Genomic DNA, 23,857 nt, shown 5'->3' on the forward strand with positions numbered 1-23,857 from the left:
GCCCGTCGGCCATGATCGCCTTTTGTCTTGATGGCGGCCGCGCTCCCGAGCGCGGAACGCCGTGCAGAGAGCATCCCGATGACCAACTATTTCGAAAGCCCGTTCAAGGGCATCCCGCTTTCACGACAGGTTACCCACCCGAATATCATCGTCGGACGATACAGCTATTATTCCGGCTATTATCATGGCCATAGCTTCGACGATTGCGCCCGTTTCCTTCTGCCCGACGAGGACGCCGACAAGCTCGTGATCGGCAGCTTCTGCTCGATCGGATCGGGCGCAAGCTTCATCATGGCCGGCAACCAGGGGCACCGGAATGAATGGGTAAGCACCTTCCCTTTCTTCTTCTACCCGGATGCGCCGGAATTTGCGGGCGCCCACAACGGCTACTTGCCGGCGGGAGACACCGTTGTCGGCAACGATGTCTGGATCGGCTCGGAAGCCATCGTCATGCCGGGGATCAAGGTAGGCCATGGGGCCGTGATCGGAACGAGGGCTCTCGTGACACGGGACGTGGAACCCTACGTGATCGTCGGCGGCAATCCCGCAAAGCCGATCCGCAAGCGGTTCGAGGATGCTCGTATAGCCATGCTGCTGGAAATGGCATGGTGGGACTGGACCGACGAGCAGCTGAAGGTTGCCATGCCTTTGCTGACTAGCGGAGAGGTGGAGGCCCTCCACCATCATTGGAGCGAGCGGATCGCAAAGAAGCCGCGAAATCTCACGGCGGAAGATCCTGGCCGGCCCTGAGGATCGTGAACGGAGAGCGGGGACGACCGCTCTCCGTTCACCACGGCCAGCGCACGCGCGCCCCCTCTTTCGCTCCACTGGGCGGCGCAGATCGGGTCGGCGCAGGCGCGCATGAGACGGAAACCGCCAGTCTTGCGGCCGCGGCCGGCCTAAGGCAGCTATCGTGTACGAACCGTCGAACAGGAGAAAGGCGGCTTGAGGGACGACATCGTCAGCTTCACCGCGCCACTTCTCGTGTGGCGCACCGAAAAGTACGGCGACATCGGCTATGTCCTGGCCGCCGGTGGAGCCGCCGAAACGATCCGGGCGCATGAGCTGATCCGAAGGCTGGAGCTCGGACGGCGGCGCGGGTTCGGCTCAGTGAAAGTCCAGGCGATGATCGGCCATAGCCGCTGGTCGACCTCGGTCTTCCCGCAAAAGCAGGGCGGCTGGTTCCTGCCGGTCAAGAAGGCGATCTGCCGCGCCGAGGGCATAGAGGCTGGCCACGACGTCGCGGTACGACTGGAGCTGCTATAGACTCGTTATCCCGGCGTCGGCTGGAGTTCGGCGCGCATGGCTGTCTGCGAGCCGGTGGCGGACATGAGCTCGACCAACAAGTTCGGATATTGGGACCGAAACGATCTCACGAGCGTTTGAGCGGCGAAACGAGGAGATTTCCATGCGTATTATCGCCCTGCTTCCGCTCCTGATGGTTGCCGCATGCGACGTCGAGAGCGATCCGCAAAACGACCAGGTCTCGCTGGGCTATGACGAGCAGCAGATAGAGAATACGGCCGAGAGCGTCGGCACGGCGGCCGGAGAGGCGGCTTCCGAGGTCGGCAATGCGGCCGAGGCAGCGGCTTCGCAACTGGGCAATGCCGCGAGCGAGGCCGGCCAGGCGATCGAGGACGAAGTCGGGGACGTCGACGTGGACGTGGACGTGAATCGCAACAATGACGGCGACGCGAATTAATACTGTGCCGGCGGTCGTTCGGAGAGCCGGTAGGCTTTCCCCCCACCCGTTCGCGTCGCCGCAATATGGCAGCGACCGCGCGTCCGAGCTCGCGACCTATGTCAGGAAAGGCGAGCCGCTGGTCGCGCTGGCCCGGTGAACGCGGCCTTCGCTTTTCTCCGGCTCGGCTTTCGGCGGGTCGCCGTCGAAATCGGTAGCCGATTCAGGGCAGAGCTGCGCGGATGCGATCGCGCACCGCCTTGATCCTGTCGGCTGCCTCGGTGAACGACTGCACCTCGGCCCGCCGGTTATTGCCTCGCGCCTCCTTGGCCGCCTCGAGATAGCCTTCGAGGTCGGCATCGAGCGCGTCGACGAGGATCTCGGCCTCGTCCTCGGTGAATGTGAGCGTGATTCCCTTAGCCATGTCGGCGCCTATGCACCGAGAGGCGGCTGCTGTGAAACCCCCGGCGTGGTAAAGGCCGGTCAGCGCCACGTCCTACGAAGATGCATCATGAAGGTTCTGCGACTTGTGCACGCATCGGAGGCCTCGTCTGCAGTCCAGGTCGTCACGCAGGCGAAATATATGTAATCATTCGAAAAATCTTTCGACTAATTTCCCGACCCGCCGGAACATGGAGGCCCAGCGCCGGTTCACAGAGAACCTTCTGACGGGAGATCCCACATGTTCATGCACAACAAACGGCTGCAATATACGGTGCGCGTCGCCGAGCCCAATCCGAAGCTGGCAACGATGATGCTGGAACAGTTCGGCGGGGCGGACGGCGAGCTTGCCGCGGCCATGCGCTATTTCACCCAGGGGCTCGGCGAGGACGACCCCGGCCGCAAGGACATGCTGCTGGACATCGCCACGGAGGAACTGAGCCATCTCGAGGTGATCGGATCGATCGTCGCGATGCTCAACAAGGGCGTGAAGGCGCAGCTTTCGGAAGCGCAGATGGAGGAAGCCGAGCTCTACCAGATGATCGGGGCGAGCGGTAACAGCGCGAAGCAGTCGCTGCTGTTCGGCGGCGGGCCGGCCCTCACCGACTCAGCCGGGGTGCCCTGGACCGCCGCTTATGTGGATTCCCGGGCCGAACCGACGGTCGACCTGCGTTCGAACATCGCTGCGGAAAGCCGAGCGAAGATCGTCTATGAACGGCTGATCAACATCACCGACGATCCAGGCATCAAGGAAGCGCTCGGTTTCTTGATGACGCGCGAGATCGCGCACCAGAAATCCTTCGAGAAAGCGCTTTACGCGATCGAGGACAATTTCCCGCCGGGCAAGCTCCCCGGGGTCGAACGCTTCGCCAGCCTGTACGTCAACAGCTCGCAGGGCGAGGGCGACATGGACGGACCGTGGAACAGCGGGGAGCAATGGGACCGGGTGGACGACCTGCCGGGATCGATTCCGATGGATGGAGGCGAAGGCATGCCTTCGGTCGGCCTGGACAAGGAAGACCTCGCGGTCATGTCCCAGCTGTCTGTGAGGACCATGTCCAACCCTGCCTCCGATCCGATGACCGGGGCCGATCTCGGCGCCGGCGCAGGCGCCGGCCGCACCACCAAGGGAGACATGGGCGGCGCGCAGAGCGCGGCGGATGCCTCGGTCATGGCGGACGCCAATGCCAAGGAGACGATCGCAAAGGTGAAGGAGAAATCGACGGAAGCCTGAGCCTTCACAAAGCTTCCAGTGAGCGATTCCCTCGTCTTCGTCGGGTTCGTCGCCAGCCTGCTTGCCGGGCTGGCGACGTTCGTCGGCGCCTTGCCGATCCTGGCGGTCGGACGCCCGACGGAGCAGCAGGAAAATCTCATGCTCGGGTTCGCGGCGGGCGTCATGCTCGCTGCTTCCTTCTTCTCGCTGATCATCCCCGGCATCGAGCAGGCGCAGGCGATGGGCGCGAGCAAGGCGGAGGCTTCAGGAACGATGGTGGCAGCGGTGCTGCTCGGCGGGCTCCTCCTCGCGCACCTCAACGCCGTCGTGCCGCCGCTCGACAGGATCGGCCTGGGTCCGCGCGCGATAGCCGATGCCCGCTTCCGACGCGTCTGGCTGTTCGTCGCGGCGATCACCCTGCACAATTTTCCCGAAGGCCTGGCCGTTGGTACGAGCTTCGGCGGCGGCGACATGGCGGCCGGAACCGCGACGGCGATCGGAATCGGCCTTCAGAACCTGCCCGAAGGCTTCGCGGTGGCGGGGGCGCTGACGGCGCTCGGCTATTCTCGGCAAAGAGCGGTCCTGCTCGCCCTCGCTTCGGGACTTGTCGAGCCGGTTGGCGGCCTGGCGGGCGCGGCGCTCGTGTCGATCGCGACGCCTCTACTTCCCTGGGCGCTCGGCTTCGCCGCCGGGGCGATGATCTATGTCGTGCTGTCGGAGATCATCCCCGAGGTGCAGACCCGTCTCGGCCCCGGCCGCCGCGCAAGTTCGGCGCTTATGGCCGGCCTCGTCACGATGATGTTCCTGGATTCGACGCTCGGCTAAGCGCTACGCCGGATGGGAGCATCTAATACCAGTTGAGCCTTGGTGCTTAACCTGGATTGAACCATTGCCTGCACAGGCCGTTGCTGCATTCATCGCTGGAACGTGCGGCTCCGGCGCCTGGGCGGCGGTGCGCTCCCGTCCTTTCGAAGGAATATTCCACTGCATGCATTGATCATCGAACAGGACACCTGGATCATCCTGATGATCGAAGACGTCCTGCGCGACCTGGGTTATTCCAGCTTCGCCGTCGCATCCTCTCTCGAAGCCGCGGTCGCTGCTGCGAACCTTCGCTGTCCCGACCTGATCACCTCCGACATTCGCCTCGGGTCGGGAACTGGCATCGAAGCGGTTCGGCAGATCTGCTCCGCCCGGCCCATCCCCGTCGTTTTCGTGACGGCGACGCCGTGGGAAGTGCGACAAGCCAATGCCAATGCCGTCGTCGTGGCGAAGCCGTTCGGCGAAGATGCTCTCAAGGAGGGCATAAGCCAGGCAAGGACGGCGCTCGCCGGCTGAACGCACTGAACGACGGCGGCATGGGGCTTGTCGCCGTAACAAGAAGATCATCTCCTCGAAGAGGGGCGATGAACGTCCTTCCTCTCCGCTGACGCAAGCCGGCCGGCGCAGTGCATGGCGTGTCGAGCGCCTGCACGGCTTCTGCATCAACCTCCACCGTTTCTCCTTCGCCGGTGCGGCACCAATCCGATCGGCAGAGGCCATGAACGACCCGCAGCTCACGGGAGATGTTCATGCCGGTCGCTCTTTCGCTTTCTCGCCGCCACAGCTTTCGGGCCAAGGTCGGGGCCGCCCTCGCCTTGATCCTGCTCGCCGACTTTCTGTTCTTCCTCCAGGAGCCCGGCTGGACGATCGGTCTGTTCGCTCTGGCCTGGGCAGCGGCGTTGGCTGCCGTCGTGCCCGCGGTGCCCGGAAACCGCCCGGCCCGCCTCGCGCTGGCGCTCGCCTTCCTCTATGCCGCCTTGCTGGTCGACGATCCCGATCCGCTTGGTGTCCTCCTGTTCGGGACCGCCCTGTCGCTTGCCGCCTTGCTGCCGCGGCGGGATTTCGACGACGCCTGGCGATGGGCGCTGCGGCTGATCCTCCACGGTGTCTCCGCGGTCATAGCGCCGTTCGCCGACCTGGCGCGGCTGAGCCGGCTTCCCCGTCCGGCCCGTTTCGGACCCCGTGCCGTGATCCGGCTGGTGGCGCTGCCGATCGCCGGGAGCCTCATATTCCTATCGCTGTTCGCCGCGGCCAACCCGCTGATCGAAAGTGCGCTGGCGATGGTCCGGGTGCCGCAGCTCGACGCCGAGACTTTCCTGCGGATCATCTTCTGGGCTTTGGTCCTGTGCGCGACCTGGCCGATGTTCCGCCCACGTGCGATCGCCCTGCGGCCAGCGATCAACGGCGGCGCATCTCCGGTCGACCTGCCGTCGGTCTCGACGGCCTCGATCGCCCTCTCGCTCGCTGCGTTCAACCTGCTGTTCGCGGTACAGAACGGGCTCGACCTTCTCTTCCTGTGGAGTGGCGCGCCGCTGCCGGAAGGCGTGACGCTCGCCGAATATGCCCATCGCGGAGCCTATCCGCTGATCGCAACGGCCCTGCTCGCCGGGCTCTTCGTGCTCGTGACGCTGCGACCGGGTAGCGAGACCGCACAGCGACCGATGGTCCGGCGGTTGGTGGTGCTATGGGTCGGCCAAAATCTGCTGCTCGTCGCCTCCAGCATCCTTCGCACGATCGACTATGTCGAGGCCTATTCGCTGACCGTCCTGCGCCTCGCGGCGCTCGCCTGGATGGCGCTCGTCGCCGTCGGGCTGATGCTGATCTGCTGGCGCATGCTGCGGGAGCGCAGCGGCGCCTGGTTGATCAACAACAATGCGCTCGCGGCCGCGATCGTGCTGAGCGCCGCGGCGGCCGTCGACCTGGGCAGCATCGCCGCCGAATGGAACGTCCGCCACGCGCGCGAAGTCGACGCCACCGGCGCCGAACTGGACCTGTGCTACCTGCGCTCGCTCGGCCCGTCCGCGCTCGTGCCGCTGGCGCGTTTCGAGGCACGTCTGCCCGACGGCGCATTGCGCGAGCGCGTACGCCATGTGCGCTCACGGCTGCTCGACCGCGCCCAAGCAGGCGAGGGCGACTGGCGGCAATGGACCTGGCGCAACGCCCGCCGACTCGCCGCCGCCCGCGATGCGTTGGGCGACGCGCCCCCGCCGGCCGCCCCGGCGCCCTGGGGCCGCGACTGCGACGGTCGACCGCTGCCGCCACAACCGGCGCCGCCCGTGCCGGAGACCGCACCGGAGGTCTCCGCGCCGCCGGAGCCCCCTTCCGGCGCACCGCCGAGCACCGGACCAGCCAAGCCGTCGGCCGCGCCGTTGACGGCCGGGGTCGAACGATGATCCAATGCCCCATGCCCCGCACGATCCTGGTCGTCGACGACGATCCACATATTCGCCAGCTGCTGCTGTTCGCGCTCCGCAAGGCCGGGCTCGGCACCGCCGAGGCGGCGGACGGCGAGGCGGCGCTGGCGGCGATCGCCGAGCAGGCGCCCGATCTCGTCATCCTCGACATCAACATGCCGCAGATGGACGGGCTCGAGGTTTGCCGGCGGATCCGGGCGGCGGGCGACCTGCCGATCCTGTTCCTGTCGTCGCGGGACGACGAAATCGACCGGGTGCTTGGGATCGAGCTTGGCGCGGACGATTATGTCGTGAAGCCGTTCAGCCCGCGCGAGGTGGTGGCGCGGGCGATGGCGATCCTGCGGCGAGCCGCCGCCCGGCCTCCGCAGGCGGATTCCGGGCGCGCGTTCATCCATCATGGGCGGCTGAGCCTCGACGTCGAGGGCTGGCGGGCGAGTTGGGACGGCGAGGATGTGCCGCTCACCGTCACCGAGTTCGGAATCCTCAGGACGCTCGCGGCCATGCCTTCCAAGGTGTTCAGCCGCGACGCGATCATCGACCGAGTGCATGGGCCGGGCTTCGCGATGACCGACCGGACGATCGACAGCCATGTGCGCAACCTGCGCGCGAAGTTCGCCCGGATCGGTGCCGCCGACCTGGTCGAGACTCGACCGGGCATCGGCTACCGGATCGGCGGCTGCACCGGCACGGGCGCCGGCGCGCAGGGATGATCGCCGCCCAGGCCTGGATCGGCGCTGCCCGGGCCTGGATCAGGAGGCATTGGCCACGGCTGCGGCTACGCACGATCCTCCTCGCCACCCTGTTGTTCGTCGCCGCCTTGCCCGGCCTCGGCGCAGTCTTCCTGAGGGTCTACGAGAATACGCTCGTTCGCCAGACGGAGGCCGAGCTGGTCGCGCAGGGCGCCGCGCTCGCCGCGGCCGCAACGGCGCTGTGGCCGGGCACCCGGCCGGCCCAGATTCCCGACCCGGCCGACCTGCGCCCTGAGCCGCCCCGCATCGACCTCAATGCAACCCCGATCCTTCCCGAGCGGCCGGCGCCCACAATCCAGACGAGAAGGGATCCGGCCGCCGAAGCCGCCGCCCGACGTCTGGCGCCGATCCTGGCTTACACCCGGCGGACCACCCTAGCCTCGATCCTGCTGCTCGACAGAGACGGCAACGTCCTGCTTCCTTCCGAATTCCTCGGCAGCCATGCGGCGTTGCCGGAGGTGCGGGCAGCGCTTGCCGGTCGGCCGGAGACCGTGCTTCGCCGCAACGGCGACTATCGCCAAGTCTACCGGTTCGAATGGCTGACCCGCGCCGCTGCCATCCGTGTCCACCATGCGCGGCCGATCGTCGTGGACGGCCGGGTCGTCGGCGTGCTGCTGCTGTCGCGATCGGCGCGCGCCCTGTTCCGCGGCATGTACGAGGACCGGGGCAAGATCGCGATCGGCGTGGTCGCGATCTTTGCGATCCTGGTCGTGCTGACCGCCCTGCTGTCGCGAGGCATATCACGGCCGATCGAGCGCTTGAGCGAAGCCACGCGCGCCGTCGCCCAGGGACGCGGCGAAGTTCCGGATCCGCCGCCCACCGCGGCGATCGAGATCCAGGCTCTTTATGCCGATTTCGGAGCCATGGCGGCGGCGATCGACCGCCGGTCGCGCTATCTGCGCGACTTCGCCCATTCGGTGAGCCACGAGTTCAAGACGCCGCTTGCCGGCATCAGGGGCGCCATCGAGCTGCTGCAGGACCATTATACCACGATGGATGAGGCGGAGCGCCGGCAGTTCCTCGCCAATGCGGCTGCGGATGCCGACCGATTGGCACATCTGCTCTCGCGCCTGCTCGATCTCGCCAAGGCCGACATGGCGCGCCCGGGAAACGAAGCCACCGCACCGGTCGACGCGACCGCGCACCGCATCGCCGATGCGCATCGCGCCGACGGCTTTGCCGTCGACGTTTCGCTGCCGCCTGCAATGCCGCCGGCGATGGTCCCGGAGCGGGTTCTCGAAGCCGCGTTGACCAGCCTCATCGAAAATAGCCGCCAGGCCGGCGCCACACGGGTCTCCATCACGGGACGCGAGAACGGGCCGCGGATCGAGGTCGATGTGCTGGACGACGGACCGGGGATCCGCCCTGCCGACCGAGAGCGCATCTTCGAGCCGTTCTTCACCGGCCGCCGTGCCGAGGGCGGCACCGGGCTCGGACTTCCCATCGTCAAGTCGCTGCTCGCCGGAAGTCATGCGAAAATCGATCTGGTCGCCTCGGATCGTGGGGCGTTGTTTCGGCTGAACCTCCCCCGCTCAGACAAGGTCGGAGGCTAGGGCAAGCGGCTTCGGGATATCCGGTCGCCGCTCGCGCACCGGCTCCCCCCGAGATGCTCCCTCAGAAATCGAAGTCCTGCAAACGTCGTGAACGATCAGGCGGCCGGATGCGCCCCGACCGGCGGAACGGTCTCGATCCAGCCGCGCATGGCCTCCAAACCCGCAATCTCCCGCCTCGCCATCGTCGCGACGAGGCCGCTCCCGTTCCGGGTCGCTTCCTCGAACACCGCGATTCGGCCATCGAGGGTGGACGCCGCCGCGGCGCGGGCCCGCAAAGCGGACCAGCGGATCCGGTCGCTCGGGTGCCGGGCGGCGAATTCAGCTATGAGGTCCGCGCCTTCCTCGCCGCCTTGATGCGCCGCAAGGGCGAGCATCGGCTCGATCGACGTACGGGTCAGGATACCGGCCACCGTACCGCCCTGAACGTCAAATCGATACTGGTCCTTGAATAAGGTGCTGTGTGCGGTCTCGACGATGTTGATCGAGACCGACATTTCATCTGCAGGAAGCTGGAGATGGATGTCCTTGTGGGCGCGGTAGAGCATCACCTTGCCAGGCTCGAGCCGGCTGCGCTCGACGAAACGGAGCTCGACCTTTTCGCCGGGATAGCCGACCACCCCCCCATAATCATATTCGTAATAGTCACTCCAATAGCCGGGCCCGAAATAGCCGACGGTCAGGAACGAGAAATTGTGATCGTGCGGGATGCCGTAGAAGAATGGATCGGTGCCGCTGTGGCGCACCACGCTGTCCTTGAGCGCGGGCCAGATGTTCGCCCGAACGAGAAACCTGCCGGGCGCACCGTGGAGCAGGATCACCTGCGCGCTGAACTGATTGTCCCGCAGCTGTCGCCGGCACCTTTCCTTCAGCTCGGCGATCATCAGGCGGGGTAGAAAGTCGCGATTGTTGGCGAGCTTCCTCAGACCCTCTCCCCAGGAGGCGAAATTCTCCTCGTCCTCGCCGTCGAACCCGCCGGTCTCCAGCCGCTCGACGAGATCGCCCAGCTCGATCGACTCCTCGGTGTCGGTCGGGATCAGGCGCGGCATGCGGCGCCCTCGCTTGCCGTGATCATCGCCCCGATCTGCTCCTCATCCACGAAGAAGAGGCTCAATGCCTGCCGCGCCGCGGCGCGGACGTCCGGGTGCGGATCGTCCGACGCCAACTTCCGCAGCGACGGCAGGGCCGCGTCGGCGTCCATCGCCAGCATCTCCCGCATGACGTGCCAGCGCGTATGGAAATTCGGATTCCCCAGCGCCTCCTCCAGGAGGGGAAAAGCTTCGTCGCGTTCCAGCGCGCGCAGCAGCGACACCATCATCTCGAGCCGCGAACTCGCCTCGTCCGCACTGGTGGCGCCGACCAGGTGGTGGCCCTCGCTGTCAAATTCGGCACCGACCGGTGCACCGCCGGTGCGCGCGACCGCCTGGAAGAAGAGGATGTCGCCGGCCGCATGCTCGATGACGAAGCTCTGGCGGCGCCCGTCGACCAGAATATCCTCGCCGTCACGGATGCGGCGCCGCTCGACCAGGCGGCAGCGGCCGGCGGAAGCGGCGGAGAAGCCGGCCGTGATCTCCGGCGCTTCCCAGAACGACAAGGTCGCGCTGCCCGCCTTGATGAAGCGCAGCAGGGTGACGAAGCCCGTGAAGTTGATCGAGGCCGGGCCGCGCCGTCCGGTCTTCTTGGCGGCCAGCATGTCCAGCCCGGTCACGCCGAACGAGATGGACAGGTCCGGATGATGATAGAGCAGGAGGCTTTCGTGAATCTCGCTCGACACCGGATGGAATGGCGGGCGGAAGAACGGATCCGCGCGGCTTTCGGCGAACAACGCTCGCATCAGCGCGTCGAGCTCCCTGTCGCCGTCCATGAAGGCGCGCGCCGCGCCGATCAGCGCTTCAGGGGTTCTCTCTTGAAGGGCGGCAAGATCCCGCTCGAGCTGCCGCACCAGGGAGTGCGCACCATATTCATGGGCGAAGCGCTCGATCCGCCGCAAGGAAGTCGCCTGGGCGTCCCGATCGGCAAGCCAGCGCGCGAGGGCTGCGCGGGGAGTCATCGGAGCGGTCCCCCGATCAGGAAAGAGGGGGCGAAGGCACCGAAGTCCCTTCGCCCCATAGCTCCGACGATCTCAGACGATCGCGTAGAAGATGGCGATTCCGACGCCGAGGCAAACGGGTCCACCAACTTCCTTTTGCTTGAGCGACCCATGCATCCCGACGCTGGTGCGCAGCTCCGGGATGGACGTGACGTCGATCTTCTTCTTCATGCCAATATTCCCTTTAGACAGTCGGGTACCGACAAGAGGAATAGCTAGGCGTCCTGCGGCTCGGCCAAGAAACCGCCGGCTGGTTCGATCTTCCGGCCCCGATGCGCGGAGATAAAGGTTCGCCGTGCGCCGGAGGGCGGAACAGCCGGGACGGGCGTCCATCCATCCTCGCTCCCATAGTCTCAGGGTTCTCTCAAACATGTCGCCATGGTGAAGAAAAAGTTTACCGTTGTCGGAAACCCAGCGTTCACCAATCGGTGCCGGGCGCAGTTTACCTGTCGAGGCGGAGGCGGTAGCCCTGCAGCCAGCGAGGCACCCGAAGGCGACGGTGAGGAGCCGGCTCCGCTCCGATTGCGGCTCCAGCCGGACCTGTCGCCCAAGGGCGGTCCGTGGGAGGCGAGCGGCGGGAGCATATGGACAGGAAAGCCGAAAATACGGGCACAACCGAGGTGCGCAGCGCGCATCGGTTCGACGTGAAGCGGCTGGAGGCGTGGCTACGCGATCATGTCGCCGGCTATGAAGGACCGCTCTGCGTCGAGCAGTTCAAGGGCGGGCAGTCCAATCCGACCTACAAGCTCGTTACCCCTGGCCGCGCCTATGTGCTTCGACGCAAGCCGCCGGGGCCGCTGCTGCCCGGCGCGCATGCGGTGGACCGGGAATATCGGGTGATCAGCGCGCTCGCCGCCCAGGGTTTCCCCGTCGCGCAGGCCTACGGTCTGTGCCTCGACGAAAGCGTGATCGGCACCGCCTTCTACATCATGGCCATGGTGGACGGGCGGATATTCTGGGACAGCAGCTTCCCCGAGGTCGCAGCCGCGGAGCGGCCGGCTTATTTCGACGCGATGAACGCGACGCTCGCGAGCCTTCACGGGATCGATCCGGAGGCGGCCGGGCTCGGAGACTATGGCAAGCCGGGAAACTATTTCGCGCGGCAGATCGCCCGCTGGTCCAGCCAGTATCGGGGAGATGTCGATGCCGGCCGGCTCCCGGCGATGGACCGACTGGTGGAATGGCTTCCGGGGAATGTCCCGCCCGACGAGCCGAGCCCGAGAATCCTCCACGGCGACTATCGCTGCGACAATATGGTCTTCCATCCCGAGCGGCCGGAGGTGTTGGCCGTGCTCGACTGGGAGCTCTCGACCTTGGGCCATCCGCTCGCCGACTTCAGCTATCATCTGATGATGTACCGGATGCCGGACGCGCTCGCCGGACGCGACCTCGCGTCTCTGAACATCCCGAGCGAGACGGATTATGTTAAGGCCTATTGCCGCCGAACCGGCCGCGACAGCATTCCTGACCTCGATTTCTACATGGCGTTCAACCTGTTCCGGCTCGCGGGCATTCTCCACGGCATCAAGGGACGCCTGATCCGCGGCAATGCGTCCTCGGCCCATGCCGGGGAAATGGTGAAAAGGCTGGAGCCTCTCGCGGAACTCGCCTGGGCCCAGGCGGTGAAGGCGGGAGCGCCGAACTAGGGACGCGTCGCGAGCCGGACGAGGAATCGGCGGATGTCTTCAAGGTCCGAACCTCCGAACCACGAACTGGCGGGCCTTTGCTCACGCACGGGGATCGCCTAGGCTCCGATATTCACAGCCGGGGGGTTGGATGGCTGAGCAAGCGAATGGTGGCGGCTGGGCGGAAGGGCTGAGACGAAGCGTCCGACAAGTCGGACCGGCGCGGCTCATCGGCACCCTGCTCTTCCTGATGCTGGGACTCTATGTCGCCCGGTTCGGCTGGGAGGTACCGTTCGCCAGCGATGTCGAGCGGGCGCTCTACGACCTCAGGTTCCAGACCGAGGCGCACAGGACGCTGGAGCAGGACGACCGGATCGTCCTGGTCACCTATAATGACGAGACCCTGGCCCAGCTCGGCAAAAGGTCGCCGCTCGACCGGGCGATGCTCGCCCGCGCCCTTGCGGCCATCGACGGGATGAATCCGCGCGCGATCGGAATCGACATCCTGATCGACCAGGCGCAGCCGGAGGATCCCGAGCTGGTCGCCACGCTGCGGCAAATGCGGACGCCGATCTATGTCGCCTTCGCGTCGGCCGCGCACAACCCGGACCAGATCCTTCCGTGGCAGGAGGAATTCCTCACGAACTTCCTCGCGCAGGCGCAGCCGGGCCCGGTGCGGCCGGCGAGCATCCGGCTGCTCCCGGACCTGGCCGACGGCGTCATCCGTCGCTGGCCGGACCAGCCTGCCGACCTTCCGCCCCTGCTCGCCAATGCCATGGCCCCGCCAAGTTCCGAGTTCCGGAGCTACACGCGCGCCATCGATTTTCGTCTTCCCGCCACGTCCGAAGCGGACGAGGTCCCGGTCTTCACCAACCTGCCGATCCAGTTCGTGGCGGAATTCCCCGACGGCGTGCGCTCGGCGATCGAGGGCCGCTACGTCCTGATCGGCGGCGATATCCAGGATCTGGACGATTACGAGACGCCGATGACCCGCTTCACCGGCCGCTGGATGAAGGGGCTGGAGGTCCACGCCCACGTTCTGTCCCAGCTGCTCGACGGGCGGATGCCGGCGGCTATACCCGGCTGGATGCTGTGGGTCGCAGCCGTCGTCGCGGTGGCGGCCGGCGCGCTCACCGCCTTTCTCGAGCTGCGCGGATGGAAGCTGGGACTGGCCTTGCTCGTACAGCTCGTCTTCTTCGGTTATCTCCCCTTCCTGCTCCAGGGGATGGCAATCGACACGATCAGCCTGCCTGCCTTTGGCTGGGGTGCCGGCTGGCTCTTCGCCTTCGTCGGCGTCGGCACGGCGGCACGCGCAGTCGGATCGGAGCAGCGCCGCTTCGCCCAATCGGCGCTCGGCAAATATCTTCCGCCGGACGTCGCCAGTCAGATCATGCGCGATCCCAGCCAACTCGCGCTCCACGGAGAGAAGAAGCAGATCTACGCCTTGTTCACCGATCTCGAGGGCTTCACGAAACTGAGCCATGCGATCACGCCGGAACGGCTTTCCGGTTTGCTCAACCGCTATCTCGACCTGATGAGCGATATCGTCCTCGAACATGGCGGCACGATCGACAAGTTCGTCGGCGACGCGGTCGTGGCCTTCTGGGGCGCGCCGATCGCAAGAGCCGACGATGCCGATCGCGCGGCCCGGGCGGCGATCGGCATGTACGAGGCGGGCCAGGAATTCGCCCGCACGGCGGGAGACGATATTCCGCCGATCGGCCGGACTCGGGTCGGACTCCATCTGGGCGAGGCGGTGGTCGGCAATTTCGGCGGCGAGGGGCGAATCCAGTACACCGCCCTGGGCGACGCCATGAACACGGCGGCTCGGCTCGAATCGGCCAACAAGGCTCTCAAGACCCGCATCCTGGTGAGCCGCCAGGCGAAGGAGGAGACCGGCCTCGATCTGTTCCGTCCGATGGGCCGCGTGGTCCTGAGCGGGCGGGCGACACCGATCGAGGTGTGGGAGCCGGTGCCGGAAATGGATTCCGGCCTCCGGACCCGGCTTACCGATTTGTGGCAGCGTTTCGACGGCGGCGACACGGAGGCGCTCGCCCAACTCGAAGCCATTGCCGCCGGACACAAGGAAGATGCAGCAATGCAGGAATTCGTCTATAGGATAGGCGAAGCAGGTCCGGGAGGTCACTTTGTCTTGGGGTCCAAATAGAATGTCGTTCGGCCGGCTGGTTCTCGCCGGCCTGCTCGCCACCTGCGCCGCCTCGGCGGCTGCCAATGTCCTCGTCGTGCGGGCAGCGGGCCCTTCGGCGGGAAGCTATCCGCCGGGCCGCTCGCTGCCCGACGACGCGCGCATCGCCCTTCGCAGCGGCGACACATTGGTCGTGCTCGACGCGCGCGGCACCCGCACGTTCCGAGGGCCGGGCACGTTCAGCCCGAGCCAGGCCGCCCAGGCTGGCGCCCGCACGACGCTTGCCTCGAGCGGCCGCCGCGTGCGCGTCGGGGCCGTCCGCAGCGCCGGCATCGTCCCGGCGAGCCCGACCACCATCTGGCATATCGACGCTTCGATGAGCGGCAACATGTGCCTTGCCGACACGAACAATGTGCGGCTCTGGCGAGGGGATACCAGCCAGGCGACCCGGGTGACGATCAGCGGTCCCGGCGGCACCTCGCGCGAGGTGGCCTGGCCCGCCGGCGCGGCGACATTGGCGTGGCCGTCGGACCTGCCGATCACCGACGGCGCGCAATATCAGCTCGCGCTGAATGGAGTCGCGGTGCCGTCGCGTGTCACGTTCCGCACGCTGGAATCGCCGCCTGCCGACATGACTGCGGTCGCCGCGGCCCTGATCGAGCGCGAATGCCAGGAGCAGCTCGACCTGCTGGTCGACAGCGCGCCGGTTCAATAGGTCCTTAGATACGCGGCTTCGACAAGCTCAGCCGCTACTCAGGATGAGCGGACTTCTTTCATTCTGACCGCTCATCCTGAGTAGGCATTGAGCCTGGCGAAATGCCGAATCGAAGGACCCGGACCTATTGCGCCCCGGCGGGTCCCGTGGGGAAGCCGCGCTTGCGCAGGAGCGCGTCGACGTCGGGGTCGCGACCTCGGAACTGGCGGTAGGCCTCGGCGCGATCGGTTTCGTTGCCGGTCTTGAGGAGCGTTTCGGCGAAGCGCCGGGCCGTCTCCGGATCCCAGACATTGCCAGCCTCCTCGAACGCCGCCCACGTGTCGGCGTCCATCACCTCGGACCAGAGGTACGAATAGTAGCCGGCCGAATAAGCGTCGGACGAGAAGAGGTGATTGAAGTGCGGCAAGCGGTGCCGCATCACGATCTCCTCCGGCATGCCGAGCCGCGTCAGCGTCTCCCTCTCAAAGGCATCAGGATCGACTTCGCCGCCGGGAAGCGTGTGCAGCGCCATGTCGACCAGTGCCGACGAGAGATATTCCACCGTGGCGAAGCCCTGATTGAACCGCGAGGCCGACTCGATGCGCTGGACGAGTTCCTGGGGCATCGGTTCGTTGGTCTCGTAATGACGGGCGAAGCGGTTCAGAGTCTCCGGGGTCAGCACCCAATTCTCGTGAACCTGGCTAGGATATTCGACGAAGTCCCGCGGCGTTCCGAGCAGGCTCGGATAATGCACTTCCGCCAGCAAGTAATGGATGGCGTGGCCGAATTCGTGGAACAGGGTCTCGGCATCGTCGAGGCTGATGAGCACCGGCTCGCCCGGCCCGGGCTTGGCGAAGTTGTTGTTGTTCGATCCGAGCACGATCTCGTCGCCGAGCAGGCCCGAGCGGCTGCGATAGGTGGTCGCCCAGGCTCCGGAGCGTTTGCCGGTCCGCGCGAACATGTCGCCGTAAAAGACTCCCACGTCCCTGCCCTGTGCGTCGGTGACATGCCAGGTGCGGATATCCGGATGGAAGACCGGCACCTGCCCCGTATTCTCGCGGAACTGCAGCCCGTAGAGCCGGCCGGCCATGTGGAACATGCCCTCGATCATGTTGTCGAGTTGGAAGTAGGGCTTCACCTCGTCCTGCGAGAGGTTGAAGCGCTCCTGCCGGACCTTCTCCATGTAATAGCGATAGTCCCACGGATCGATCTTCGGATCGTCGCCGAGCCGGCGCGCCGCCGCCTCCTGTTCGGCCACTTCCTCACGCACCCGGGCGACCGCCGCCGGCCAGACGCGCATCATCAGTTCCTGCGCCCGATCCGGGGTGCCGGCCATGGTGTCCTGCATGCGCCAGTGGGCATGGGTGGGGAAGCCGAGCAGCTCGGCGCGCTGGGCGCGCAGGCGGACGATCCGGCGGATCGTCTCGTTGGTGTCGTTCGCGCCGCCATTGTCGCCGCGATTGACGAAGGCGCGCCAGACCCGCTCGCGCAGAGCCTCGTTCTCGGCGAAGGTCAGCACGGGATCGACCGCCGAACGGGTGTTGACGATGGCGAACTGACCGGCGGGAAGGTTGCGCTCGCGAGCGGCCGCGGCCGCGGTGGCCTTCACATCGTCGGGCACGCCGGCCAGCTCCGCCTCGGTGACGGTGATGAAGGTCTGCTCATCGGCCAGAACCTTCTCACTGAACTCGGCGAACAGCCGCGCCAGTTCCTGATTGTAGGCGGAAAGCTGCTGCTTCTGCGCCGGATTGAGGTTGGCGCCACGGCGCACGAAGCTCTCGTAGATACGGGTCGTGAGCCTTTGCTGCTGGGTATTGAGGCCGGCGCTCCCGCGCGCCTCGTAGACGGCGTGGATTCGCTCGAACAGAGCGGGGTTCAGGTAGATCTCGTCATAGGCGGCCGCGAGGCGCGGACCCCATTCGCGCTGCAGCGCCTGATATTCGGGATTGGTCATATTGCTGGTCATGACGCCGAATACCGCGCCCACCCGGTCGAGCCGTTGTCCGGCCCGCTCGAGCGCCTCGATCGTATTGGCGAAGTTCGCCGGTTGCGCATTGTCGGCCACTGCCCGAACCTCGCGGCTCTGTTCGTCGATGGCGAACTGAAAGGCTTCCGGAAACAGTTCCGGTCGGACCTGATCGAAGGGCGGAACGCCGTCATAAGGTCCCGCCCAGTCCGCGAGCAGCACATTGTCGGGAACGGCCGGCGCGGTTTCCGCCTCGGGCACGCTCTCGGCCACGGACAATTCGGTCGGCTGGTTCATCGTCGTGCATGCTCCAAGCGCCATGGCGGCAGCACCCGCCAGAAATATTGCTTTCACCTGTTCAGTCTCCGTCTCGGGCGGGGCCCGGTGAGGATGCCGGGCGACAGGCGAGATCGGCCTCCCACCTGCCCGGCCTTGGAAAGATCCGGTCCGCGGGGTCGCGGCTCCGGTGATGGAACGTGCATATAGGAGGATCGCTGAACGAGGCGCAACGGCGTGCCTCACCCTTTTCCTGCCGCAGGGATTCGCGCATGATGCCGGCAGGACAAAAAGGGAATGCGGATGCTTTCAGCCGACGCGCTGCTGCTCCAGCTGAGCTACGCGCTGCTCGTCGCAGCGGTGCTGGCTGCGCGTCCGGCGGCATTGCGGGTGCTGGTCGCGCTTGCCGCCCTTGTCGGCCTGACGCGCGCCTTGATTTGGACCGGCGACGTCGTCACGGCGGTGTGGATGGGGCTGCTGCTCGGGGCCTGCCTCACGCTGCTCGCTCGCAATTTCTACGAAAGCCGCCACATCCGATTCACGCCCGAGGAGCGAAGGATGCTCGACAGCCTGGTCGCCGGCGTGTCGCAGAGTCGGGCGCGCCACCTGATCGACCAGGGGATATGGCTGAACGGCAAGGAAGGCGACGTCCTCACCCGCGAGGGGCAGAGAGTAGATCATTTGTATTTCCTCGCCGAAGGTGAGGCGCGGGTGATGAGCATGGGGCGCCACGTCGGCACTTGCCGGCCCGGCGACCTGATCGGCGAGCTCACCGTATTGTCGGGCGAGACTGCAAGCGCGACCGTCATCCTCACCGGACCGGCACGATTCTGGTGCGCCCCGGCCGACGACCTCAGGCCCTATGTCGAGGCGCATGACGATATTCGACGCGCGATCGAACACGGCTTCGCGACGGCGCTGAAATCCAAGCTCCGCGCCAGCAACCGAGCGATTGCCGAGGCGGGCGGCGTTCACCCAGGAAGCGAGCCGGCGGCATAGCCCCTAAGCGTCGTAATCGACCTCGACGCCTTCGCCTTTCGGTACGGACTGGCAGGTGAGGACGTAGCCAGCGGCCACCTCCTCGTCGGTGAGACCATAGCGGGCCGCCATTTCGACCTCGCCGGACACGATCCGGGCGCGGCAGGTGGCGCAGACGCCGGCCTTGCAGGCGAAAGGCGCCGGCAATCCCGCGGCTCGGGCGCTGTCGAGTATGTTTCCGGCGGCGGCATCGAATGCGATGCGGCGCTTGCGCCCGTCCAGAGTCACCATCATCGTCAGACCCTGAGCGCCCTGGCTGAGCGCCTGGAGCTGCGCCGCGATGGCGGCCGAGGGCCGGCCGGCGGTGAAGCGTTCGAGATGGATCATGTCGCGTGGAACGCCGCGATCCCGGAGCGCCTGCTCGGCAGCGTCCATCATCGGTTCCGGCCCGCAGACGAAGAAGGCGGCCGCGCCGGCCGGATCGACCAGCCGGTCGAGTATCTGGTCGCATTTGGCGCGATCCAGCATGCCGTTGAAGAGCTCGATATCCTCGGACTCTTCGGCAAGGAAATGATGGACTTCCAGGCGGTTCATGAAGCGATTCTTCAGCTTCGCCAGGGCCTCCAGGAAGATGACGGACTGGCTGTCGCGATTTCCATAGAACAAGGTGAAGCGGCTGTTCGGCTCGGTCACGAGCGCCGTCCGCAGCAGGGACATGATCGGAGTGATTCCCGACCCGCCCGCAAAACCGACATAATGGTTGGCGGCACCAGGGGCGAAGTCCCAGGTGAAGCTGCCATGCGGCGGCATGACCTCGATCTCGTCGCCCGGCGCGAGATTGTCGTTGGCCCAGTTGGAGAAGATGCCCCCGGCGATGCGCTTGATGGTGACCTTCACCTCCTTGTCCTGCGGCGCGACGCAAAGCGAATAGTTGCGCCGTATCTCCTCGCCGCCAATCTCGGCCTTCAGCGTGAGATGCTGACCGGGCCGGAAGGCGAAGGTCTCGCGAAGAGGCTCGGGCACGTCGAAGCGGATCGACTTGGCGTCGGCCGTTTCGGGAACGATCTCGGCGATACGAAGCGTGTGAAAGCCTACGGACACTTGGTGACATCCCCCCGGCGCGCGCTGGCGGGGGCCGCGACGCATATGGTGTGGCGCGCCTTCAATGGCATTTGAACAGGTCGAAAGGCTCGGCGCAGGCGCGGCAGCGCCAGAGCGCCTTGCAAGGGGTCGAGCCGAAGCGGCTGATCTCCGCCGTGTCGTTCGATCCGCACTGTGGGCAGCAGACCTCGCGCTCGCCGGCAGGGGTCGGCGGGGCGATGCCATATTCGAGCAGCTTGCGGCGACCTTCCCGGCTGATCCAGTCGGTGGTCCAGGGGGGCGAAAGGGTCGTCTCGACCTGCACGTGACGATAGCCGGCCGAGTCCAGGGCGGCGCGGATGTCGCGCTCGATCACCTGGGTCGCCGGGCAGCCGGTATAAGTGGGCGTGATGGTGACTCGATCGGACTGGATGTCCCGGACGATGCCGAGGTCGACCACGGAAAGGACGGGAATTTCCGGATCGGGCACGCTTGCGAGCACGGCCCGGATCCGCGCCGTCTCGTCGATCAGGGTCGGCGCCGCTACCATTTCGCGTCCGGATAAGTGCGCGGCAGGAATTGCATCACGGCAATGAGGTGGCCGAGATGCTCGCTATGGTGGCCGCGGCGGCCGCCGAGAATCGGCCGCTGATCCGACGGTACATCCACGCCTGCCTCGGCGAGCACGGATCGGATGCGGCGGTCATAATCCTCGCGGAACAGGCCGACGTCGGGGCCGAGGCCGCAGCCGGCGGCAGCGGTCGCGATTTCGTCCATCTCGAACAGTTCCGGGACAAAACGCCAAGTCCAGTCGAGCGCGTCGACGAGGCGGCGCCGGCTCTCCTCGGTGCCGCCGCCCAGGCGGATCACCCATTCGGCGCTCAGTTCCTGATGGTAAGCGACCTCCTTGACCGCCTTGGCGGCGACGGCGGCGATGAGCGGATCGCACGAGCCGGTCAGATGATCGAACAGCATCTTCTGCCAGGTGGAGAAAAGGAACTGCCGCGCCATGGTCCGCGCGAAATCCCCATTTGGCTGCTCGACCAGCAGGCAGTTGCGGAAGTCGAGGACGTCGCGATGGAAAGCGAGCGCGTCGCCGTCGCGTCCCCTGCCTTCCGCCTCGCCGGCGGCGCCGAGAAAATGAGTCGCCTGTCCGATCAGGTCGAGCGCCATGTTTGCGAGGCTGAGATCGACCTCCACCGACGGCGCGTGTCCACACCATTCGGACAGGCGCTGGCCAAGAATAAGGCTGTCGTCGCCGAGACGCAGCAGATAGTCGAAGCGGACGTCATGGGGCACCTCGGCCTGAGGCGAATCGAACTCGCCCTTGCCGGTGGCGCCCTCGGGCAGGTCGATGGGGGGGAGCGATGCCATCTATGCGCTACCCAGGCACCAGGGATCCGGCTGCATGTCGACGGGCGGCATTTGCAGCCCCGGCGCCGGATGGCGCGACTTGAAGGTGAAGGCGTGCGGGCTCGGGCCGTACCGGTCGAGATACCAGAGCCGAGAAAGACCGTCGTTGACGGTGGGAACGGTACCGGCGGGGATCCACCACAAGGCCTGGTACGCGCCCTCGAACCGGTCGAAATATTCGCGACGGCGAGCCATCACCGGCGTGTGAGCGCTGCGGTAGACGAAATCGAACAGCGCCTCGGCGTCGACCCAGACCGACATGTTGAGGATGAAGCGTGGATCCGGGGTCACCTGGATCCCGGTGGCGTTGCCGCCCTCGTCCTGGAGGCGCCAGACGAAGCCAGGGCTGGCATCGGCGAGCGCATTTATCCGGTCCAGCGCATCGAAGAAGGGCTGGACCCGTTCGTCGCCCCGGGGAGCGACCAATCGCCCGACATTGATCTGCGCGACATGCCATTCCTCACTCATTCGAACCTCCCGCTCAGATATGCTTCACGTCCTCGGGTATGTCGTAGAAGGTGGGGTGCCGGTAGGTCTTGTCGGCGGCCGGATCGAACAAGGTGGCATCGTCCTCGGGATCGGAGGCGGAAATCTGCGCCGACGGCACGACCCACAGGCTCACCCCCTCCATCCGCCGCGTATAGGTGTCGCGGGCGTGGCGCAGCGCGATCTCGGAATCGGGCGCATGGACCGAACCGACATGGCGATGCGCCATGCCGCCCTTCGATCGGACGAACACTTCCCAGAGGGGCCAATCCTTGGACATCACGGTCTCCACCTCTCCATCGATCGTCACCCCCGCGAAAGCGGGGGTCCAGCTTCCCGTCCGCCATACCCGCCGAAAGGCAGCTGGATTGAGCTTGCGGTCGTCTCCGGCTCCCGCTTTTGCGAGAATGACGAAAAAGATCGAACTCTACGCCGCCTTCTTGGCCGCCTGCTTCTCGGCATAAGCCGCGGCGGCATCTCGGACCCAGGCCCCCTCCTCCCACGCTTCGCGGCGGGCGGCCATCCGCTCCTTCGCCACCGGGCCCTCGCCGCGCACGACGGCGTAGAATTCCTCCCAGTCGACCTCGCCGAAATCGTAATGCCCCCGCGCCTCGTTCCACTCGAGGGCCGGGTCCGGCACCTTCAGCCCGAGCGCCTCCGCCTGCGGCACGGTGATGTCGACGAACTTCTGGCGGAGTTCGTCATTGGTCTCGCGCTTGATCCGCCAGCGCATCGACTGGGCGGTGTTGGGACTGTCGGCGTCGGGCGGGCCGAACATCATCAGCGACGGCCACCACCAGCGGTTGAGCGCATCCTGCGCCATTCTCTTCTGGTCGGCGGTGCCGGCGCACATCGCCATCATGATCTCGTAGCCTTGGCGCTGATGGAAGCTCTCTTCCTTGCAGACGCGGACCATCGCCCGCGCGTAGGGGCCGTAGGACGTGCGCTGCAGCGGCACCTGGTTCATGATCGCGGCGCCGTCGACCAACCAGCCGATCGCGCCGATATCGGCCCAGGTCAGGGTCGGATAGTTGAAGATGGTGCTGTATTTGGCCTTGCCGCTGTGGAGCGCCTCGATCATCTCCTCGCGGCTGGTGCCCAAAGTCTCGGCGGCCGAATAGAGATAGAGGCCGTGACCCGCTTCGTCCTGCACCTTGGCGAGCAGGATCGCCTTGCGCCGCAGAGACGGTGCGCGGCTGATCCAATTGCCCTCGGGCAGCATGCCGACGATCTCGCTATGGGCATGCTGGGAGATCTGCCGGGTGAGCGTCCGGCGATAGGCCTCCGGCATCCAGTCCTTCGGCTCGATGAACTCGTCCGCAGCCACCCGCGCTTCGAAGGCGGCGAGCTTCTCCGGGTCCTCGATTGCGCGGACCTGGTTCGATTTCTGCAGCTCGGTCGTGTACATACTCGCTCCTCGCTGAAGGGAAATACCATTAACCGACCGATCGGTCAATGAATTCGCAAAGGCCATTCAACGAGTCAACGCGCGGGGGCGAGCGCCGGTCGCATCGGAGGAGCGGGTGATGAGTCCGATCGAGGAGGCGCTGGCGGCGCTCGAGCGCCGGAGCGAGAGTCGGATCCGGGACGGCCTGTCGCGCTACGGCATCGCGACCGCCGACCGGGTGCTCGGCGTGCCGATGGCCGCGATCCAGGAGGTCGGCAAGACGATCGGGCGCGACCAGGCGCTGGCCGAGGCGCTGTGGAAAAGCGGCGTCTATGAAGGCCGCCTTCTCGCGGCTTTTGTCGGCGATCCCGACCGGATGACTCCTGCGCTCATGGACGAATGGGCGCGCGGGTTCGACAATTGGGCGACCTGCGACACCCTCTGCATGAAGCTGTTCGACCGCACGCCGCATGCCTTCGCGATGGTCGATGCCTGGGCCCCCGATCCCGCCGAGTTCGTCAGGCGCACTGCCTTCGCACTCCTCGCCAGCTTGGCCCTTCACGACAAGACGACCCCCGATCCGGCTTTCCTCTCCCGCCTGCCGCTGATCGAGGCGGGAGCCGGCGACGACCGCAATTTCGTGAAGAAGGGCGTCAGCTGGGCCCTACGTGCGATCGGCGACAAGCGCCGCAGCCCCGCCCTGCGCGAAGCGGCCCGCGCGCTCGCCGACCGCCTCGCTGCCTCGCCCGTTCCGAGCGCGCGCTGGATCGGCCGGGACGCATCCAAGGCCTTCGCCGCCGCGGCGCGCAAAAGCGAGGCTGGATAGCCGGGACCGGCGCTGCCCGGA

25 protein-coding genes are annotated in these 23,857 nt (G+C 66.4%); 14 read left to right on the top strand and 11 right to left on the bottom strand.

What is annotated here, in order from left to right; genetic code table 11:
* The first annotated feature begins 78 nt into the window (after positions 1-78).
* The 3 genes from catB to EKM57_RS00905 all read left to right on the top strand — a co-directional run bounded on the left by catB (position 79) and on the right by EKM57_RS00905 (position 1,702).
* Positions 79-750, top strand: a complete 672-nt coding sequence (catB, locus tag EKM57_RS00895; protein ID WP_129791019.1) for a type B chloramphenicol O-acetyltransferase — start codon at positions 79-81, stop codon at positions 748-750.
* A gap of 195 nt (positions 751-945) precedes the next feature.
* Positions 946-1,266 carry a DUF1905 domain-containing protein gene (locus EKM57_RS00900; RefSeq protein WP_129790579.1) on the top strand — a complete coding sequence of 107 codons (321 nt, stop codon included), beginning with the start codon at positions 946-948 and terminating at the stop codon, positions 1,264-1,266.
* Positions 1,267-1,408: 142 nt separating this feature from the next.
* Entirely contained in the window at positions 1,409-1,702 is a 294-nt protein-coding gene (locus EKM57_RS00905) for a hypothetical protein (RefSeq protein ID WP_129790580.1), read from the top strand.
* Between the two features lie 202 nt (positions 1,703-1,904).
* On the opposite strand, the gene EKM57_RS00910 is transcribed toward EKM57_RS00905, so the two are convergent.
* Positions 1,905-2,105, bottom strand: a complete 201-nt coding sequence (locus EKM57_RS00910) for a hypothetical protein (RefSeq protein ID WP_129790581.1) — start codon at positions 2,103-2,105, stop codon at positions 1,905-1,907.
* 258 nt (positions 2,106-2,363) lie between these two features.
* Between EKM57_RS00910 and EKM57_RS00915 the strand changes: the two genes are divergently transcribed.
* From EKM57_RS00915 to EKM57_RS00940, 6 genes are all read left to right on the top strand, one after another.
* Positions 2,364-3,356 carry a manganese catalase family protein gene (locus tag EKM57_RS00915; RefSeq protein WP_129790582.1) on the top strand — a complete coding sequence of 331 codons (993 nt, stop codon included), beginning with the start codon at positions 2,364-2,366 and terminating at the stop codon, positions 3,354-3,356.
* Between the two features lie 18 nt (positions 3,357-3,374).
* Complete coding sequence (locus EKM57_RS00920; RefSeq protein WP_243450837.1) at positions 3,375-4,160, top strand: ZIP family metal transporter; 786 nt, start codon at positions 3,375-3,377, stop codon at positions 4,158-4,160.
* A gap of 168 nt (positions 4,161-4,328) precedes the next feature.
* Positions 4,329-4,673, top strand: coding sequence for a response regulator (locus tag EKM57_RS00925; RefSeq protein WP_129790583.1), 345 nt, complete (start codon positions 4,329-4,331; stop codon positions 4,671-4,673).
* 233 nt (positions 4,674-4,906) lie between these two features.
* Positions 4,907-6,550 (top strand): DUF4153 domain-containing protein, encoded by a 1,644-nt coding sequence (locus EKM57_RS00930; protein WP_129790584.1) that lies wholly within the window; start codon positions 4,907-4,909, stop codon positions 6,548-6,550.
* A gap of 11 nt (positions 6,551-6,561) precedes the next feature.
* Positions 6,562-7,281, top strand: coding sequence for a response regulator transcription factor (locus tag EKM57_RS00935; RefSeq protein WP_165357135.1), 720 nt, complete (start codon positions 6,562-6,564; stop codon positions 7,279-7,281).
* Positions 7,278-8,873 (top strand): HAMP domain-containing sensor histidine kinase, encoded by a 1,596-nt coding sequence (locus EKM57_RS00940; protein WP_129790586.1) that lies wholly within the window; start codon positions 7,278-7,280, stop codon positions 8,871-8,873. The genes EKM57_RS00935 and EKM57_RS00940 overlap by 4 nt, the downstream gene beginning before the upstream one ends.
* A gap of 95 nt (positions 8,874-8,968) precedes the next feature.
* Here the strand turns inward: EKM57_RS00940 and EKM57_RS00945 are convergent, their stop codons facing one another.
* From EKM57_RS00945 to EKM57_RS21715, 3 genes are all read right to left on the bottom strand, one after another.
* The gene (locus EKM57_RS00945; protein WP_129790587.1) at positions 8,969-9,919 is read right to left on the bottom strand and encodes a transposase; all 951 of its coding nucleotides are present in this window, start codon (positions 9,917-9,919) and stop codon (positions 8,969-8,971) included.
* A complete protein-coding gene (locus EKM57_RS00950) occupies positions 9,907-10,920 on the bottom strand; it encodes a HEAT repeat domain-containing protein (RefSeq protein WP_129790588.1) in 1,014 nt (337 codons plus the stop codon). Before EKM57_RS00950 ends, EKM57_RS00945 begins: the two co-directional genes overlap by 13 nt.
* 72 nt (positions 10,921-10,992) lie before the next feature.
* Positions 10,993-11,130 (bottom strand): hypothetical protein, encoded by a 138-nt coding sequence (locus EKM57_RS21715; protein ID WP_165357136.1) that lies wholly within the window; start codon positions 11,128-11,130, stop codon positions 10,993-10,995.
* A 413-nt stretch (positions 11,131-11,543) separates the two neighbouring features.
* Here EKM57_RS21715 and EKM57_RS00955 point away from each other — a divergent pair, with 413 nt between their 5' ends.
* The 3 genes from EKM57_RS00955 (at position 11,544) to EKM57_RS00965 (ending at position 15,445) form a co-directional block, all read left to right on the top strand.
* A complete protein-coding gene (locus EKM57_RS00955; RefSeq protein WP_129790589.1) occupies positions 11,544-12,605 on the top strand; it encodes a phosphotransferase family protein in 1,062 nt (353 codons plus the stop codon).
* A gap of 130 nt (positions 12,606-12,735) precedes the next feature.
* Positions 12,736-14,751 (top strand): adenylate/guanylate cyclase domain-containing protein, encoded by a 2,016-nt coding sequence (locus tag EKM57_RS00960; RefSeq protein ID WP_129790590.1) that lies wholly within the window; start codon positions 12,736-12,738, stop codon positions 14,749-14,751.
* 1 nt (position 14,752) lies between these two features.
* Entirely contained in the window at positions 14,753-15,445 is a 693-nt protein-coding gene (locus EKM57_RS00965) for a hypothetical protein (protein ID WP_129790591.1), read from the top strand.
* Positions 15,446-15,569: 124 nt separating this feature from the next.
* Here EKM57_RS00965 and EKM57_RS00970 read toward each other — a convergent pair whose 3' ends face one another.
* Positions 15,570-17,744 (bottom strand): M3 family metallopeptidase, encoded by a 2,175-nt coding sequence (locus tag EKM57_RS00970; RefSeq protein WP_243450838.1) that lies wholly within the window; start codon positions 17,742-17,744, stop codon positions 15,570-15,572.
* A 225-nt stretch (positions 17,745-17,969) separates the two neighbouring features.
* Between EKM57_RS00970 and EKM57_RS00975 the strand changes: the two genes are divergently transcribed.
* Entirely contained in the window at positions 17,970-18,665 is a 696-nt protein-coding gene (locus tag EKM57_RS00975; protein WP_165357137.1) for a cyclic nucleotide-binding domain-containing protein, read from the top strand.
* A gap of 3 nt (positions 18,666-18,668) precedes the next feature.
* Here EKM57_RS00975 and EKM57_RS22730 read toward each other — a convergent pair whose 3' ends face one another.
* The 6 genes from EKM57_RS22730 to paaA form a co-directional block, all read right to left on the bottom strand.
* Positions 18,669-19,745 carry a ferredoxin--NADP reductase gene (locus EKM57_RS22730; RefSeq protein WP_129790593.1) on the bottom strand — a complete coding sequence of 359 codons (1,077 nt, stop codon included), beginning with the start codon at positions 19,743-19,745 and terminating at the stop codon, positions 18,669-18,671.
* 61 nt (positions 19,746-19,806) lie between these two features.
* Positions 19,807-20,274 carry a 1,2-phenylacetyl-CoA epoxidase subunit PaaD gene (gene paaD, locus EKM57_RS00985; RefSeq protein WP_129790594.1) on the bottom strand — a complete coding sequence of 156 codons (468 nt, stop codon included), beginning with the start codon at positions 20,272-20,274 and terminating at the stop codon, positions 19,807-19,809.
* Positions 20,268-21,098: a 1,2-phenylacetyl-CoA epoxidase subunit PaaC gene (gene paaC, locus EKM57_RS00990; protein WP_129790595.1), complete on the bottom strand. Its 831-nt coding sequence runs from the start codon at positions 21,096-21,098 to the stop codon at positions 20,268-20,270. The genes paaD and paaC overlap by 7 nt, the downstream gene beginning before the upstream one ends.
* Positions 21,099-21,605 (bottom strand): DUF3291 domain-containing protein, encoded by a 507-nt coding sequence (locus EKM57_RS00995; protein ID WP_129790596.1) that lies wholly within the window; start codon positions 21,603-21,605, stop codon positions 21,099-21,101.
* 13 nt (positions 21,606-21,618) lie between these two features.
* Positions 21,619-21,903 carry a 1,2-phenylacetyl-CoA epoxidase subunit PaaB gene (gene paaB, locus EKM57_RS01000; protein ID WP_129791022.1) on the bottom strand — a complete coding sequence of 95 codons (285 nt, stop codon included), beginning with the start codon at positions 21,901-21,903 and terminating at the stop codon, positions 21,619-21,621.
* A gap of 147 nt (positions 21,904-22,050) precedes the next feature.
* On the bottom strand, positions 22,051-23,031 hold the full coding sequence (gene paaA, locus EKM57_RS01005) for a 1,2-phenylacetyl-CoA epoxidase subunit PaaA (protein ID WP_129790597.1): 981 nt from the start codon (positions 23,029-23,031) through the stop codon (positions 22,051-22,053).
* Between the two features lie 118 nt (positions 23,032-23,149).
* On the opposite strand from paaA, the gene EKM57_RS01010 reads away from it, so the two are divergent.
* Positions 23,150-23,836 (top strand): DNA alkylation repair protein, encoded by a 687-nt coding sequence (locus tag EKM57_RS01010; RefSeq protein ID WP_129790598.1) that lies wholly within the window; start codon positions 23,150-23,152, stop codon positions 23,834-23,836.
* The last annotated feature ends 21 nt before the right edge of the window (positions 23,837-23,857 follow it).

It is taken from the genome of Sphingosinicella sp. CPCC 101087 (assembly GCF_004151485.1).
In the GTDB taxonomy this organism is placed as follows: domain Bacteria; phylum Pseudomonadota; class Alphaproteobacteria; order Sphingomonadales; family Sphingomonadaceae; genus Allosphingosinicella.

Bases quoted from the DNA above. Each gene is read 5' to 3' on its own strand.
- catB (WP_129791019.1), top strand. From the start codon at position 79: ATGACCAACTATTTCGAAAGCCCGTTCAAGGGCATCCCGCTTTCACGA.
- EKM57_RS00905 (WP_129790580.1), top strand. From the start codon at position 1,409: ATGCGTATTATCGCCCTGCTTCCGCTCCTGATGGTTGCCGCATGCGAC.
- EKM57_RS00910 (WP_129790581.1), bottom strand. From the start codon at position 2,105: ATGGCTAAGGGAATCACGCTCACATTCACCGAGGACGAGGCCGAGATC.
- EKM57_RS00915 (WP_129790582.1), top strand. From the start codon at position 2,364: ATGTTCATGCACAACAAACGGCTGCAATATACGGTGCGCGTCGCCGAG.
- EKM57_RS00930 (WP_129790584.1), top strand. From the start codon at position 4,907: ATGCCGGTCGCTCTTTCGCTTTCTCGCCGCCACAGCTTTCGGGCCAAG.
- EKM57_RS00935 (WP_165357135.1), top strand. From the start codon at position 6,562: ATGCCCCGCACGATCCTGGTCGTCGACGACGATCCACATATTCGCCAG.
- EKM57_RS00940 (WP_129790586.1), top strand. From the start codon at position 7,278: ATGATCGCCGCCCAGGCCTGGATCGGCGCTGCCCGGGCCTGGATCAGG.
- EKM57_RS00945 (WP_129790587.1), bottom strand. From the start codon at position 9,919: ATGCCGCGCCTGATCCCGACCGACACCGAGGAGTCGATCGAGCTGGGC.
- EKM57_RS00950 (WP_129790588.1), bottom strand. From the start codon at position 10,920: ATGACTCCCCGCGCAGCCCTCGCGCGCTGGCTTGCCGATCGGGACGCC.
- EKM57_RS21715 (WP_165357136.1), bottom strand. From the start codon at position 11,130: ATGAAGAAGAAGATCGACGTCACGTCCATCCCGGAGCTGCGCACCAGC.
- EKM57_RS00955 (WP_129790589.1), top strand. From the start codon at position 11,544: ATGGACAGGAAAGCCGAAAATACGGGCACAACCGAGGTGCGCAGCGCG.
- EKM57_RS00960 (WP_129790590.1), top strand. From the start codon at position 12,736: ATGGCTGAGCAAGCGAATGGTGGCGGCTGGGCGGAAGGGCTGAGACGA.
- EKM57_RS00965 (WP_129790591.1), top strand. From the start codon at position 14,753: ATGTCGTTCGGCCGGCTGGTTCTCGCCGGCCTGCTCGCCACCTGCGCC.
- EKM57_RS00975 (WP_165357137.1), top strand. From the start codon at position 17,970: ATGCTTTCAGCCGACGCGCTGCTGCTCCAGCTGAGCTACGCGCTGCTC.
- paaD (WP_129790594.1), bottom strand. From the start codon at position 20,274: ATGGTAGCGGCGCCGACCCTGATCGACGAGACGGCGCGGATCCGGGCC.
- paaC (WP_129790595.1), bottom strand. From the start codon at position 21,098: ATGGCATCGCTCCCCCCCATCGACCTGCCCGAGGGCGCCACCGGCAAG.
- EKM57_RS00995 (WP_129790596.1), bottom strand. From the start codon at position 21,605: ATGAGTGAGGAATGGCATGTCGCGCAGATCAATGTCGGGCGATTGGTC.
- paaB (WP_129791022.1), bottom strand. From the start codon at position 21,903: ATGTCCAAGGATTGGCCCCTCTGGGAAGTGTTCGTCCGATCGAAGGGC.
- paaA (WP_129790597.1), bottom strand. From the start codon at position 23,031: ATGTACACGACCGAGCTGCAGAAATCGAACCAGGTCCGCGCAATCGAG.
- EKM57_RS01010 (WP_129790598.1), top strand. From the start codon at position 23,150: ATGAGTCCGATCGAGGAGGCGCTGGCGGCGCTCGAGCGCCGGAGCGAG.